The sequence below is a fragment of the Syntrophomonas sp. UBA1041 genome, from assembly GCF_002316705.1.
Taxonomy (GTDB): Bacteria; Bacillota; Syntrophomonadia; order Syntrophomonadales; family Syntrophomonadaceae; genus DTU019.
This window is the reverse complement of record NZ_DCEA01000039.1, coordinates 22,181-37,019: the sequence shown is the minus strand read 5'-3', so window position 1 is coordinate 37,019 and position 14,839 is coordinate 22,181. Positions and strand designations below refer to the sequence as shown.

General features: G+C 47.6%; 17 protein-coding genes and 1 pseudogene. 16 read left to right on the top strand and 2 right to left on the bottom strand.

The features are described from left to right. The 12 genes and pseudogenes from B2633_RS06780 to B2633_RS06725 all read left to right on the top strand — a co-directional run. Positions 1-623, top strand: a 623-nt coding sequence (locus tag B2633_RS06780) for an exosporium glycoprotein BclB-related protein (protein WP_483169868.1), incomplete at its 5' end; no start/stop codon positions are given. 189 nt (positions 624-812) lie between these two features. Beyond that, positions 813-1,421 (top strand): annotated as a pseudogene (locus B2633_RS06775) (glycosyltransferase family 2 protein); the annotation flags it as partial. A gap of 162 nt (positions 1,422-1,583) precedes the next feature. Next, positions 1,584-2,636, top strand: a complete 1,053-nt coding sequence (locus tag B2633_RS06770; RefSeq protein WP_483169870.1) for a tetratricopeptide repeat-containing glycosyltransferase family 2 protein — start codon at positions 1,584-1,586, stop codon at positions 2,634-2,636. Positions 2,637-2,903: 267 nt separating this feature from the next. Continuing rightward, a complete protein-coding gene (locus B2633_RS06765; protein WP_483169867.1) occupies positions 2,904-3,473 on the top strand; it encodes a DUF4489 domain-containing protein in 570 nt (189 codons plus the stop codon). Positions 3,474-3,685: 212 nt separating this feature from the next. Then, positions 3,686-4,000, top strand: coding sequence for a demethoxyubiquinone hydroxylase family protein (locus B2633_RS06760; protein ID WP_481040676.1), 315 nt, complete (start codon positions 3,686-3,688; stop codon positions 3,998-4,000). Between the two features lie 26 nt (positions 4,001-4,026). Then, on the top strand, positions 4,027-4,335 hold the full coding sequence (locus B2633_RS06755; protein ID WP_481040674.1) for a CopZ family metallochaperone: 309 nt from the start codon (positions 4,027-4,029) through the stop codon (positions 4,333-4,335). A 128-nt stretch (positions 4,336-4,463) separates the two neighbouring features. Further along, complete coding sequence (locus tag B2633_RS06750; RefSeq protein ID WP_481040672.1) at positions 4,464-4,661, top strand: DUF1858 domain-containing protein; 198 nt, start codon at positions 4,464-4,466, stop codon at positions 4,659-4,661. A gap of 39 nt (positions 4,662-4,700) precedes the next feature. Next, positions 4,701-5,150, top strand: coding sequence for an MOSC domain-containing protein (locus B2633_RS06745; protein WP_481040670.1), 450 nt, complete (start codon positions 4,701-4,703; stop codon positions 5,148-5,150). Between the two features lie 140 nt (positions 5,151-5,290). Then, the gene (locus B2633_RS06740) at positions 5,291-6,187 is read left to right on the top strand and encodes a delta-lactam-biosynthetic de-N-acetylase (RefSeq protein ID WP_481040668.1); all 897 of its coding nucleotides are present in this window, start codon (positions 5,291-5,293) and stop codon (positions 6,185-6,187) included. 182 nt (positions 6,188-6,369) lie between these two features. Next, positions 6,370-7,179, top strand: coding sequence for a histidinol-phosphatase HisJ family protein (locus B2633_RS06735; protein WP_481040666.1), 810 nt, complete (start codon positions 6,370-6,372; stop codon positions 7,177-7,179). A 164-nt stretch (positions 7,180-7,343) separates the two neighbouring features. Further along, positions 7,344-8,042: an RNA polymerase sporulation sigma factor SigK gene (gene sigK, locus B2633_RS06730; RefSeq protein ID WP_481040664.1), complete on the top strand. Its 699-nt coding sequence runs from the start codon at positions 7,344-7,346 to the stop codon at positions 8,040-8,042. A gap of 405 nt (positions 8,043-8,447) precedes the next feature. Continuing rightward, positions 8,448-10,352: a sensor domain-containing diguanylate cyclase/phosphohydrolase gene (locus B2633_RS06725; protein WP_481040662.1), complete on the top strand. Its 1,905-nt coding sequence runs from the start codon at positions 8,448-8,450 to the stop codon at positions 10,350-10,352. A 1-nt stretch (position 10,353) separates the two neighbouring features. On the opposite strand, the gene B2633_RS06720 is transcribed toward B2633_RS06725, so the two are convergent. Together B2633_RS06720 and B2633_RS06715 are read right to left on the bottom strand one after the other, a co-directional pair. After that, positions 10,354-10,968 carry an NUDIX hydrolase gene (locus B2633_RS06720; protein WP_481040660.1) on the bottom strand — a complete coding sequence of 205 codons (615 nt, stop codon included), beginning with the start codon at positions 10,966-10,968 and terminating at the stop codon, positions 10,354-10,356. A gap of 17 nt (positions 10,969-10,985) precedes the next feature. Continuing rightward, the gene (locus B2633_RS06715) at positions 10,986-11,639 is read right to left on the bottom strand and encodes a hypothetical protein (RefSeq protein ID WP_481040658.1); all 654 of its coding nucleotides are present in this window, start codon (positions 11,637-11,639) and stop codon (positions 10,986-10,988) included. A 283-nt stretch (positions 11,640-11,922) separates the two neighbouring features. Between B2633_RS06715 and B2633_RS06710 the strand changes: the two genes are divergently transcribed. The 4 genes from B2633_RS06710 to B2633_RS06695 all read left to right on the top strand — a co-directional run bounded on the left by B2633_RS06710 (position 11,923) and on the right by B2633_RS06695 (position 14,832). After that, complete coding sequence (locus B2633_RS06710; protein ID WP_481040656.1) at positions 11,923-12,942, top strand: galactose-1-phosphate uridylyltransferase; 1,020 nt, start codon at positions 11,923-11,925, stop codon at positions 12,940-12,942. Beyond that, a complete protein-coding gene (locus B2633_RS06705; RefSeq protein ID WP_481040654.1) occupies positions 12,939-13,457 on the top strand; it encodes a YqeG family HAD IIIA-type phosphatase in 519 nt (172 codons plus the stop codon). Before B2633_RS06710 ends, B2633_RS06705 begins: the two co-directional genes overlap by 4 nt. A gap of 78 nt (positions 13,458-13,535) precedes the next feature. Then, on the top strand, positions 13,536-14,390 hold the full coding sequence (locus tag B2633_RS06700; protein WP_481040652.1) for a shikimate dehydrogenase: 855 nt from the start codon (positions 13,536-13,538) through the stop codon (positions 14,388-14,390). Then, a complete protein-coding gene (locus tag B2633_RS06695) occupies positions 14,377-14,832 on the top strand; it encodes a GspH/FimT family pseudopilin (protein WP_483169866.1) in 456 nt (151 codons plus the stop codon). The genes B2633_RS06700 and B2633_RS06695 overlap by 14 nt, the downstream gene beginning before the upstream one ends. The last annotated feature ends 7 nt before the right edge of the window (positions 14,833-14,839 follow it).

Sequence of the window (14,839 nt, the reverse complement as noted above, 5' to 3'; positions counted from 1 at the left end):
CTACCGGGTCGACTGGCGATACCGGATCTACCGGATCTACTGGAGATACTGGAGCCACTGGGGCTACTGGAGCAACCGGCGCAACTGGAGCGACCGGAGCTACCGGCGGCGGGGCGATTATACCGTTTTCATCAGGTACACCTGTCAATCTGACATCTGTTGTAGGAGGGCTGGCAGGTATAGGAGGTTTGGTCGGATTCGGAAACTCTGGACCCACCTTGAGTGCTTTGGGAGCCACCATTGATCTTACCGGTGCATCAGGTACGTTGCTGAACTTTGCATTCTCCGTTCCCCGTGACGGTGTGATTACATCGATTGCAGCTTATTTCAGTACAACTTTGGGCATAACGCTGTTGGCGACCACGGTTACAATTGAGGCGCAGTTGTATAGTTCAGCTACACCGGATAATACCTTTTCCCCGATCGGGCCTTTAATAGCCTTGGCGCCTTCGCTAACAGGCACAGTGGGAATCGGTCAGATCAGCAACGCCATCGCTACGGGTTTAACCATACCGGTTACCGCTGAAACTCGTATATTAATGGTATTCTCTATATCTGTTGTGGGCGTGAATCTTGTCACTGCTGTAGAAGGATATGCCAGCGCCGGAATCACAATAATATAAAGATTAAATGCCTGATCGAAACAATTATCGCTGCTCGAATCCCAGTAGCTATCCCGAATTAAATTCAAGCCTGCCGGAATATACCGGCAGGTTTTTTCAGTACACCTGGGTGCGCTAATTATCGGGATGAGAATCCAAACTATATATTCATTAATAAACTAATTAGTAAAACAGTGTCGGAGGAGCATCATGGAGATTAGTATTGTGCTTTTGACTTACACGCATTTGGACCTGGTACGGCAATGTCTGGACTATATCGCCAATTATGCCGATGTGCCCTATGAGCTTATTGTGATTAACAACGGTGCAAATGAAGAAACCATTAAATATTTGCAAGAACAAGAAAATATTCATCTCATTCTGCATGCAGACGATGTCGGGATCGCCCGGGGCTATAATGAAGGACTGGAAGTAGCCGGTGCTGATTATGTTTTGTTTATGAATCAGTATAGTTTGTTGACCGAGCACTGCCTGAGCAGTATGATGAGCTGTTTACAGTCATCTGAATCGGCTGCTATGGCCGGACCGGTCAGCAATGATGTCAGCGGTCTGCAGCGTATTCCTATTCCTTACCAGGATTTAAGCGAGTTAAAAGCCTTTGTCCATACCAATCATGTTGAAAACCTGGGAGCCAGTAAACCGGTATTCCGTTTATTAAGCCATTGTTTACTGGTGAAGAAAGCGATTCTTGATGATATCGGCACATTTGACGAAATTTTCGGATTAGGCACCTTCGAGGACGATGATTTATGCTTGCAGGCTGTTAATAAAGGCTATACCCTTCATATTGCCCTTGATGCCTTCGTTCATTATATTAATCCTCTTGCCTTGCCTGGATTTGATACAGTAAGGTTTTATAAACAGTTAGCCAATAATCGCAAAAAGGCCATTGACAAGTGGGGATTCGATATTACTAATTATCTGCTCAGTAGAAGAACGCCTGTAAGTATCAGCCTGTGCATGATTGTAAAAAATGAAGAAAATATCCTGGCCCGCTGTCTGGATTGCGTAGTCGAAATAGTTGATGAAATCATCATTGTCGACACCGGATCAAGTGACGGCACCAAGGCGGTTGCCTCGCGCTATACCGATAAAGTCTATGATTTTATCTGGATTGATGATTTTGCCGCTGCGCGTAATTTTGCCTTCAAGCAGGCTACCAAAGAATATATATTCTGGCTGGATGCCGATGATATCATTTCAGACGAAGATCGCCTGAAATTGCTGGCACTCAAAAATGTCCTTGATCCCGCCGTTGATTCAGTAACCATGAAATATTATCTGGCCTTTGATCAGTATGGAAATGTAACCACCAGCAACCGCCGCAACCGTCTGGTAAAGCGTTCCACGCATTTTCAATGGATTGGAGCCGTACATGAATATCTGGCGGTTTATGGACGTATTTTGGATAGTGACATAGCCATAATTCATAAAAGCGAATGGCATGATTCGGACCGGAATCTAAACATATATGAAAATCGTCTGGCCGCGGGAGAAACTTTCTCCCCGCGCGATCAATACTATTACGCCAATGAATTGCTGGACCATCAGATGTATGAAGCGGCCATTGAATGGTATCAAAAATTTTTAGCGGCTGGACAGGGCTGGGTGGAAGACAATCTGTCCGCATGCCGCAAGCTGGCTGAATGCTATCAGAAATTGGGTAATCAGGATAATGCTCTGAAATTCGTCTTACAATCATTCCTTTATGATATACCTCGGGCTGAATTTTGCTGTCAACTGGGCTATAGCTTTTTTATCAAAGAGCAATACCGGCAGGCTGCCTTCTGGTATAAACTGGCTACCCAATTAGAGCGACCGGTTGATCATCGTGGCTTCATAATTCATGCCTGCTGGACCTGGGTACCTCACCTCCAGCTGTGTGTTTGTTATGACCGCATGGGGAATTATGAGTTGGCTTATCACCATAATGAGTTGGCAGCCGCTTATATACCCGATGACCCTAATATAATAAACAACAGAGCCTATTTAAAAACCAAACTTGGCAAATAAAAATCACATTAATGATCGAAGCGGCATTCGGATTTCATCATATAAAGGGACACTAGGGCCGATTCCGCCAGGACAATGTACGCTTGCTCTATTGCAAAAATGTATTAATATATTTCAGGCTTATAATAAGCTGATTTTGTAACAAATATATGGTTTATTGAATAATTTATGGAAAGATAAACAACCCATGGAAACATTTGCCTGATTGCTTCATTAGGCAGCTTTATATTCAAAGATTCTGTGAATGTATAAGGAGGTTATGGTAATATGGCTTATGGTAAGCCCCAAACACATAATACTTGCTGCGCAAATAGTGATTCCCATGCTAAACGGGAGCCAGCTGTTCTGAGCTGCGGTTCCGGCGCCGGATTGACTCTCCCGGTTTCTAGTCCCTCAAACGGGTGTAGTGGCGGATGCTGGAAGCCGCCAGCCTTGGTTGTGGGCAGCGTTGCCGTCAACACCCAGGAAATGTCCAATCCGACTGTCAAAATAGATTTTTCCAGCATTATTAATTATGGAACCCAGAGCTGTTCTGGGCAGTTCTTTATCGGCATTATTTTTCAGCTTAGCAAAGTCTGCGATCATGGCAGTAAAGTTCCGTTGAATACCTGGATATTTCAAAAAGGCTTTGATCTTTTTCAACAGGATGTAATGGGCCAGCGTAATGGTCTGTCAGTTGTCAGCGATTTCCAGGACCCCTTCGAGTTTACCTGGTGCGAATGCCAGGACTGCCCGGGTTGTTGCTCCTATATTTTGGAAATCATCGACTTCCACACTGATTATATTACCCATGTCTCTATTACAAATGTAAATATTAATGCCCTGGCGGTTGAATAACCATAGTAAAAGTCCATTCAGATGTTTAAAAGGTATGGGCTCAACCGGTTTGAAAGTTTCATCTTCATTTAAAGCGAACAGTTAAGGACACGGCTGAATTGCTGTGTCCTTAACTGTTGTCAGCAAAGGCGGCTATGGAAGCAATAACAGCCTCTCTGCATAAACCCCGACTTGATTCGCAAAGCTATAAAAAAGATTAGGAGGTTAGATAAATGGCATTACTAGGTGATCCTTTTGTTGCCAACGTGACCAAACAACTGTCTCAGCAAGAGTTGCTGCAAGCCATCAGGATCGATATAGCTGGAGAAGTTGAGGCCATAATCGGCTATGAAGCCCACGCTATGGCTACCAGTGACGAAAGGGTAAAAAAAATACTAACCCACATCGCCGATGAGGAACGGCGCCATGTCGGAGAATTGCAGCAACTGCTGCATATGCTCAACCCGCACGAGCAGCAGATGTTTGACCAGGGTCAACAAAAAATCATGCAACAGCAATCCCAAGATTTCTCTCAGCCCATGCAGTAAGCTAAGATAATTAAAAGCAGTGCTTATTGGGAAGAGTCGAGAGTTATTTTGGCGCATTTTATCCGGGAACCAGATTAAAGGGCTATAATAATAGTGTAAACCTCAGGCAGTTAAGAGAAGAGAAAGGAGTTAAAATGAGCACTATCATCAATATTGCGGGAATGAGTTGTAATCACTGTAAAATGGCAGTGGAAAAGGCCTTAAAAGCGGTTCCCGGCGTGAAAAGCGCCCAGGTGGATCTGGAAAAAGGACAGGCCGTTATCGAGGGCGCACCGCAGCGCGAGAATTTGGTCAAAGCTATTGAGGAAGCGGGATACGAGGTAGTCTCTCAATAAAAGGCCGGCTGCAAAACCTTTTGCATTACGCGAGGATATTTATTATCATATATGAAGTATAGATGGTGGGATTATTGCGCATTTGCTGCAGATAATCCCGCTGTGCTGTAAGTTAGGAGGTGAAGTCATTGGTAACTAAGGATATGATCATTAAGGACATCGTGGATAAATACCCCCAGACTTTGCCGGTCTTTGGACAGTTCGGTATGGGGTGTCTGGGCTGCAGCGGGGCTCTATTCGAAAGCCTGGAACAAGGAGCGTTGGCCCACGGTATCGATGTGGAGGTTATGTTGAACGCCATTAACAAGCTCGTGCAGAAACAATAGCTTGGAAGGCAGTCTGTTTGCATTAAACGGGGGGTGGTTATGGTTTATCCCAACGGTACAGTGTTGGCTGTAAACATCTCTGAAAAGCGGGGAGAAAAGAAACATGATATCGGTGAGGCCTACCTTCAAGAGGGACTGGGAATAACCACAGATGCCCACCGTGGGGAGTGGCACCGCCAGGTCAGCCTTTTATCGCTTTCCAGTGTGGAAAAAATGCGCCAACTAGGGATTGATATTCAGTATGGCGATTTCGCCGAAAACCTGACCGTATCCGACCTGGAAGTATATACCCTGCCGGTAGGAACCAGGCTTAAGATCGGCGAGGCTTTAGCTGAAGTGACGCAGATCGGCAAAGCCTGCCACAATCAGGGTTGTGCCATCAAAAAGCAGGCCGGTCATTGTGTCATGCCCTTAGAAGGCATATTTGTAAAGATTTTAGAATCCGGCCGGGTCAAACGCGGCGATATAGTGCAGGTATTATATACCTAATGAATTGAACATCATACACCTCTGCTGGGAGGTGTATTTTTTTTGTCTTGATTTCCCGGGATGAACTACCTGCCCCGATGCGATTATTTTCGTGTTTTTTCTCCATACCGTGTGATATTATGTGGGCAGGGGGTGCTTTTATGAGGATATCGGTATTGGCTTTGCTGGGTCTGGTTGTGCTGTTTTCAGCATCTTCCTGCACCAGGCTTGATTCCAGGCAAACACCTCCGGTTCAGCCGGTAATTGCTCAACCGCAGCAACCACAGATACCGGAGCCGGTTGCCGAGCCCGTCCCGGCCACTCCGGCAGCGCCTCAGCCGTCCGTCGAACCGGGTACGGCAGATCCCGGCTCGGAGACTTCAAAAGGCTATGATTGGTATTTTCGCCGCAACAGTCAGCATACCACTCCCGGGGCGCCAGCTGAGGCGGGCAGCTGGTTGAAAGACTACCGGGGTTTCTATGTCTTGCCCAACAGCAGCCAGAAGATATATTTGACCTTTGACTGCGGATATGAACTGGGTTACACTTCGACAATACTGGACACTCTAAAAAAACATGATGTGAAAGCCGCTTTCTTTATTACCGGCCAATATATAAAGACCCAACCCGATCTGGTTACCAGAATGCATCAGGAGGGGCATTTGGTATGCAGCCACACCTGGAACCATCCTGACATGACCACACTGTCCTCAGACCAGATCGAACAGGAACTGCAGCGCCTGGATCAGGCCTACCGACAGCTGACCGGGACCTCTTTAGACCCTTATCTTCGCCCCCCTATGGGGCGGTATTCCCAATTCAGCCTGGCTGAATCCGACCGCCTGGGTTATCATACGGTTTTCTGGAGCCTGGCTTTTAAGGACTGGGATCCCAATCAGCAGCCTGGCCCACAGGTATCATATCAAGAGGTTATGAACAATATACACCCCGGGGCGGTGATTCTCCTTCATGCTGTTTCCCACAGCAACACCGAAGCACTAGACAGAATACTCGCCGATTTGAAGGCGCAGGGCTATGTCTTCGCTCTCTTTGAGTAGCCTTCCTTTTCTCTTAAAAACTGCCGCTTAACCGGTCATTTCTTGATAGCGATCATCTTTAGGAATATGATATTATTGTTGGGCCTATTTATCTTTGAGGGGGCGGCTCCTTCGCGGCGGCGACGAATTTGGCCGGGCCATAGAGCGATTGCCGGTTGAACAGTAGCAGAAAGGATTAAGGCATGCATTTTTTTGCTGATTATCATACTCACACCTCTTATTCAGGCGACAGCGAAGCGCCTATGCAGGATATGGCAAGACGCGCTGTAGAAATGAACTTGAAACAATTGGTGTTTACCGATCATGTAGACTATGATTATGCGGATCTGAACTTTGAACAGATTGATTTTCAGGCTTATTCCCAGGAATTTGCGGAGCTTAAACGAAAGTACCGCGGTCAGATCGATCTGCTGATGGGGGTTGAAATCGGATATCAGCCACATGTGGTGGACCGCATCAGGGATTTGTTAAAAAGCCATCCTTTTGAGTTCGTAATCTGTTCAACTCATATGGCGGATAATCTCGACTTCTACACCGGGGCTTTTTTCGAGGGCAAGACCTCTCGCAACGCATATGAGCGTTACTTTCAGAATGTATTGCAAGGCATTCAGGAGCTGGATGATTTTGATGTATACGGACACCTGGATTTTATTGTAAGGTATGGGGATTACCAGGTGAAGCAGCTGCATTACCGCGATTATTCGGATATTGTCGATGAAATTCTCAAGTGCTTGATCTATGCCGGCAAAGGCATCGAAGTCAACACCTCGGGATTTCGCTATGGGCTGGAGCAGCTGCATCCGCAAACCGAGATATTAAAGCGCTACCGCCAGCTAGGAGGAGAAATCGTTACCATAGGCTCTGATGCTCATTATCCCCAAGATATCTGTTTTGAGTTTCAACAAGCCTATGAAACCCTCATTGGGTTGGGCTATAGGTATATGACCGTCTATAAAGAGCGCAAGCCCTCTTTTATTAAAATGGACCGGTAAGAAACCCGGTACGAACCTGGATAAAGCCCGGTTTTTGGCGGTTTTGAGATCGTTACCACCTCCCTTGACACATATCAAATACCAGAAAATACCTGGAAACAGGAGTCACTTTTTATCGATTGGCCTCATATGATGTAAGGCGCTCTATTTTAGGAGGTGGTATATTGAGCATCCTCACCGGGCTGTTAGCCTTTGCGGCTCTGCTTAAGGGAAGTCTGCTACTATTCGCCTATCTCAATAATCAGGTCTTTCCCCAGCCATTGAAGGAGGAGGAAGAAAAAGCGCAGTTGTCACTGCTGAAACAAGGCAGTGAAGATGCCCGCAACATCCTTATAGAACACAACCTCCGGCTGGTAGCTCATGTTGTCAGGAAATATGAAAACAGCGGCGAAGACATGGAAGATTTGATTTCAATTGGTACGATTGGTCTTATCAAGGCTATCAAAACCTACAATGATGAGCGTGCTGTCAGGTTGGCGACTTATGCTGCGCGATGTATTGAGAACGAGGTGCTCATGCATCTGCGCAATACTAAAAAACTCAAGCAAGAAGTATCTATTTACGATCCTATCGGCTTCGACAAAGAAGGCAACGAAATCTCTCTAATTGATGTGTTGACCACTGATAACGAGATCATTGACAGTGTGGAGCTCAAACTGCAGGAAGAAAAGGTGCGCAAGACAATTGATATCCTTTCCCGAAGGGAAAAACAGGTTATCGAAATGCGCTATGGACTGTTTAACGGACTTAAGGAGACTCAGCGGGAGATCGCTAGAAAAATGGGGATATCGAGATCTTATGTGTCAAGAATTGAGAAGCGAGCCCTAAAAAAGCTGATTAATGAAATAAGTGTTCAAACCTGATCCTGGATGCTGGGAGGCAACTTCCCAGCAAAATTTTAGGACCGCTATAGGACAGGCAGGCCAATATGCTTAAGCGCAGACTTAAATTGTATCTTAATACGCTCAATATCGCCTTGCCTGCACCGCTTTGTCAGCATAGCTCGATAATAAGCGAAATTCAAGTTTTCCTGCGCATTCCTGCTATTGTTGGGAAAACCTGTATGGATATGAATTCAAATATGATCTGCAAATAGTTGCAAAAAAGATGAACTTAAATAGGACTTTAAGTCCAACACATATAGTTATTGTATACTAAACTCTTGCAGGATTATTAGCCAGGAAGTAGAATAGTACTATATATAGTATAATTACAAAAAAATCCAATCGAATGCCTCTGTCAGACCGGAGCAGATGGGGGGGATAACCATGGATTCCCAGGATCGCATAAATGAAGAATTGACCGCAGAAATCCACACCATGCGCGATAGGATTGATGAAGTCGTGGCATTGAACAGCCGTTTGCATGAGGAAATTGAGCAACTCAAGCAAAACAATGCCATACTGGTGGAATATCAGGACCGTACCGGACTAGCCTTATGGGCCGGCCAGGTATTTCTATGGGACTGGAATGTGCTCACCAATACGGTCTACGTCAGTGACAGATGGGCGAATATCCTGGGTTATGATTGGGATGAAAACACCCGTCCCCTGCAAGAGTGGCGAGATCTGTTTCACCATGAGGATATCGACAGACTGACCGATGCGGCACAGTCTTATATTGAAGGGCCGAATAAGTGCTATGAGGCGGAATGCCGCATAAAGAACGGGCAGGATGAATGGGTCTGGGTGCGTCTCTCGGGAAAAATGATTTTTAAAGACCATAATGGGCGTACCTTGAGGTCTCTGGGCCTGGGCAGCCCGTCTTTGCAGAATCAGGCCCTGGAGGACAGCGAACAGCGCTACCGCGCGCTTTTTGAGAATAATCCGGTAGGGCTTTTCAAATATGATGCCCACGGCAACATCACCGACCTCAACCATTATATGCTTCAAGTGCTGGGGGCCCCATCTAAAGAGGAGCTTCGCCATCTCAATCAGCTGGCCCAATCCGAAAAAGAAATGGCCTTGATCAAGTATGAATTGCTGGAGACGGTAAGGGAGGGCAAACCCGGCACCGGAGAAATACATTTTGTATCTTCCTGGGACCGGGAAGTATGGCTGCAGTATAAAGCCAATCCCATATATGACCAGCACGGCAAGGTGATTGAAGTCATAGTTGCCTGTGAAGAAATCAGCGAACGCAAGCAGGCCGAGGAGCGCATCCGCTATCTCAGCTTTAATGACCCCCTCACCGGGCTTTATAATCGGGCCTTTTTCCAGGAAGAGTTAAAGCGGCTCGATACGCAGAGACAGCTTCCCATGAGCATAATCATGGGCGACCTCAACAGCCTGAAATTGATTAATGACGCATTCGGGCACCACAAAGGGGATGCGGTTTTAAAAGCGGCGGCAGATGTACTGCGGGCTTCCTGCAGACATGAGGACATTATCGCCCGATTGGGCGGCGACGAATTTGTGGTTCTGTTGCCCATGACCAGTGCCGATGTAGCAGAGGAAATCTGCAACCGCATCCAAAATAATTGTAGAAAAACCGAACAGAGTTCAGAACAAGTGAGTCTGGCCCTAGGGATGGCTACCCGTACCGACATTACTCAGGACTTGGAAGACATCATGCGTGAAGCGGAAGACCGCATGTACCATAACAAACTCATCGAAAGCCGCAATATTCGCAGCTCCTTCATAATGTCCCTGGAGCGCACCTTGCGGGAGAAAAGTCATGAAACTGAAGAACACACGGCACGCCTACAGCAGATGTCAAGCATGATCGGCAAGGGAATGAGGATGAGTGAAGCTGAACTGGACGCCCTTAATCTGCTGGCAGCTTTACATGATATTGGCAAGATCGCTATTCCCAGCACGATTTTGGATAAGGCCGATTTTCTTTCCATGGAAGAATGGGATACCATGAAGAAGCACCCTGAAATCGGCTACCGAATTGCCCTCTCCACCCCGGAACTGGTGCCTATCGCCGAAGCCATTTTAGCGCATCACGAATCTTGGAACGGCAATGGATATCCACTGGGATTGAAAGAAGAGAAAATCCCCTTATTATCTCGCATCCTGTCGGTGTGCGATGCTTATGATGTTATGGTGAATGGACGCCCTTATCGTGAGCCTATCAGCAAACAGGAAGCTCTAAATGAACTGCAGCGCTGTGCGGGTACGCAATTCGATCCTCATGTGGTCAAGGTGTTTGTGGAGAAAATGGCCTGAATCAAGATTTGAGCAGGTCTATGAAGTGCTGCAGGATGCGAGAGGTCATACCCCAGATTACTTCCCCCTCCCAAAAATAAAAATACTGCCAGTAATTCCCGATGCGCAGCGGGTAATTTTTCCCCTGGGGAATCAACTCGAAAGGGAAATCCTCCTCCATGAACATACGCACCGAGACATTGTGAATCTGGGGCTTGGCTTCCAAGAGGTAGGATAAAGGCACAAACAGCAGGCGTTCCACCTCTTGATAATTCAGGCGTATCTGGTGACGAGCATTGATAAATGCCAGGTAAGGGAATATCATGCAATTGGCGGGGTGAACCATAATATCCAGAGGAGCGATGATTTCGATATCATCGGGGCTAAGCCCTAATTCCTCACAGGTTTCCCTGACGGCGCTGGCCCTGGTTCCCTTGTCACAGGGTTCCGTCCTGCCCCCTGGAAAGCAAATCTCACCGGGCTGCCATTTTAAAGTGGCAGCCCTTTTTTCGAAAACCACATAGATCTCATCATTCTCTGTAATCAGCGGCACGATGACTGCCGATTTTAAGGTTTCGGCATGGCCTAGAACTTTGGGCCTACGGCCTTGAACAGAGCGAATTTTATCCTCAAGCATAAACCCTCCGCGTTGATTTATGGTGCTATCGTATATTGCGAAAGCGTTGATGTCACCAGGGCATCACCCGACCTGAACTCGCGTTTTACCAGGCCGACCTTCTCTTGGTAATATTCGGTCACCACGCTTTCCGGGGTTCGAGCCTCAATCTGCAGGCACTTCTCGAATTTACCCGCCGGCGTATCAATGGTGGCGTCAACGGAAACGATCTTTTTCTCCATATTGCCGCTCGTCCAGGTAGTGCCTGCAGTAAGCGGCGCTTTTATAATAACGGTATTGTCATTGCCTGTAAAAGCGGGGTCCTCCAGAAGATTGTCAGGCTCATATTCCTCCCCTTTGAAGAATATTCTGGTGACAGCATCGGCATTGACTTCGAATACGGCACTACTGACTGTGCCGCCGTTGGATTCCTTAAACTGACCCCGGTTGTCTTTGCTATAAATGACTTCCCGGGTAAACGAGGCAAATTCGTTGCCTTCCCCCTGATAAGTCCAACTGCTGCCGGCCTTTATGGGGAAATAGGATTGGGCGGTCAGGACCGCAGGTGTAGGCTGGGGCGCGGTATTCCCCGGCTGAGGGGTTTGGCTGCCGCCCGGAGGTGCAGCCTGGTCACTGCAACCTGCTGCCAGTAAGAGGAGCAACAACATTCCTACCTGAAGTAATCGGCGCATAAATAACCACCTTTCATTCATTATACATTATAAGAGGAAAAATTAGACAGGTCCAGGTTTTCAAGCAGCTGCATAGGGGGTATTTTGTTTTATCGTGGGTTATGCTGCTGCAGAAAAGCCGGACCGTTTAAAAAGGAGTTCCGGTCTTGATATAGTATTTTTTATAATGTACTGTCTTATTATTGAGGAACTCTCAGTAATAAATACGATTCGATCTCATTAAAATATCAATGTGTATTAGTCTAGCTTAAGCAGGCGGGCTAAGGTTAGGGGGGATGGTCCTTTGCCGGAGCTGCGAAAAGACATGGTCAGGGACAACTGGGTGGTAATAGTAGCCGATAACGCTTTGAAACCAGGTCAATTCCCCATCAATCGCAATCAGGTCAGTTCCCATTTTGATGGCAGTGACTGTCCTTTTTGTGAGGGGCATGAAGCCCGTACCACCCAGGAGATTGCTGCCGTTCGCCTGCAGGGCAGTCTCCCGGATGCACCGGGGTGGCTGGTGCGTACTGTGCCCAACAAATTTGCGGCTTTTAACCTGGAAGGAGAGCTGCACAGGTCACATACCGGTCTTTTTGAATGTTTTAATGGTTTGGGTCATCATGAGGTAGTGGTTGAGACTCCCTGGCATTATCAGGAGATTCATCAGCGCAGTCCGGAACATATCGGCCACCTCTATCGTTTGTTGAGGCAGAGGTATCAGGATTTAAAGCAAGACAGCCGAATAAAATATATTCAGATTTATAAGAACCGCGGTTTATTCGCCGGGGCCTCACAACAGCACAGCCACAGCCAGATCCTGGCCTATCCCATGGTGCCCGAACAGAGTGCGCCCATCAGGCGCTATTACCAAAAACACCGGCGCTGTCTCATATGTGACACCATTGAAGCGGAAAAGGCCAAAAAAGTTAGGATAGTAGCCGAGACTGATTATTTCTTGCTGCTGTGTCCTTATGCCTCGCGGTTTTCCTATGAAGCCTGGATCATACCCAAGACCCACACCGAGCATTATGACGGGATTTCTGACCTGGAGATTGAAGATTTGGCTGTTATCAGCAAGGCATATGTCGGGGCTATGATGAATGCCCTGGATCAGCCGGCCTATAATATCAGTATAAATACCGCGCCGGTCAATAATGGAGAAGAGAGGGGATATCACTGGTTTATGGAGATCACTCCCCGTTTGATGGTGATGAATGCGGTGGAAATCGGCACCGGCTTTTATATGAATCCAGTAGCACCGGAGCGAGCCGCGCAGATACTGGGTCAGGCTATACGGGACGGTCGTGAGGTTGGGATATGATAGATAAACTGTATCCCGATTTACAGGTGGCCTCTCTGATGGATATCCCGCTTGAAACCCTTGAGGCTCACAAAATCAGGGCCTTAATTTTGGATCTCGACAATACTATCACAGAGTGGAACAGCAATATAGTGCACAACCAGGTGGGGGAATGGTTCCAAACCATAAAGAAGGCGGGGTTTAAGGCTTGTATCTTATCAAATAACAAAGAGCAGCGCTGCCTGGCTGTTGCCAAACGCCTGGACATTCCCTTTATATATAAAGCCAGGAAGCCTCGCCGTGCCGCCTTTTATCGCGCTATGGAGATAATGAAGGTTAAGCCTGAAGAAACCGCAGTGATCGGGGATCAGATTTTTACTGATGTCCTGGGAGGAAATCGCGCCGGGTTGTTTACCATACTGGTAACACCTCTGGCTAGAAAGGAATTTTTCGGTACTAAGATTTCCCGGGCTATGGAGAAAATGGTCTTATATCGTTTGAAACGAAACCAAAAGCGAAAGGCCAGGCGTTTCTAACTGCCCCAACCCACCGCAGTATCTGAAATTATTATCCAGTCGGAAGATGACATCTAACCGGTGTAAAAGGAGCATGCCATGGATATCAATACCCAAACCCGCTGCCTGGGCATTATAGGCAATCCCCTGCAGCACAGCCTTTCCCCCTTACTGCATAATCGCACTTTACGCCATTTAGGTCTCAATTATGTCTATCTGCCCTTTGAAATAGACGCCAACCAGTTAAAAGAGGCGGTGAACTCCATCCGCAGCCTGGGCATGGCCGGGATCAATGTGACCATTCCCTTCAAGGAAGCAGTGATTCCTTATCTGGATGAACTCAGCCCGGAAAGCAGAGCTTGTTCGTCGGTGAATGTAATAGTAAATCAATCGGGGCGTCTTGTCGGACACAATACAGATGGAGCCGGGTTTATGCAGGCTTTACAAGAACATCCCCCTAAGAAGACGGAAAGTGCTTTATTAATCGGCTGCGGCGGCGCTGCCCGGGCCGTAGCCTATCAATTGGCGGCAGGGGGATTCAAGCGACTGATACTGCTGGACATCGATTTTAAACGGGCCCAATCCCTGGCCCTTTTCATAAACCGTCAATCCGATGGTCTGGCTGTGGCCATCGAGATGAGCCAGAAGGCATTCGAGCAAAATGCCAATCGCACTGATTTGATAGTGAATTGCACTCCAATCGGCATGTTCCCGGACATTACCAATAGCCCGGTCACAAACCTTGATGCGGTTGAACCCGGGACTGTGATATGTGATATAATTTACAACCCGCGGGTGACCATGCTGCTCAATATGGCCAAGACGGCTGGCCTGCCCACTGTTGACGGCCTGTCGATGTTCGTTAACCAGGCTGCTTTGAGTTTGGAATTGTGGCTGGGGGTCAAAGCCCCGTTAGAGTTCATGAGAGGAGTAGCAGAAAATGGCCTGCGATGAAAAGGGATTCACCTTACTCGAGCTGCTTGTGGTGATGCTGATTACCGCATTTAGCCTGGCGGCGGCTGCCCCCGCCCTGGAACAGGTGATTGCCCGGCAACGCCTGGACAACAGCGCTCAACAGATGGCCTGGACTTTACGCTCCGCCCAGCAAAAAGCCATTTATTCCGGGCAGGAGCAGATGGTGCGCTTCTATTATTCCACCAATTCGTATTTGATGGGGACGACCCGCTATTATCTGGATGGGGCGCAGTATGCCGCAATACCCAATTTCCCCACCCGGATCGGCAGAGTTCCGGCATGTATTTTCCAGCCTTCGGGTATACCGCGCTCCGGGGGCACCGTGGTGTTGATGAATGGAGGAGAGGATACCTACTATGTGATAGTAAGCCCGGTAGCAGGCCGGATCAGGGTGGCTGATCAACCGCCTGCCAGCTGGTAGCCGGGCG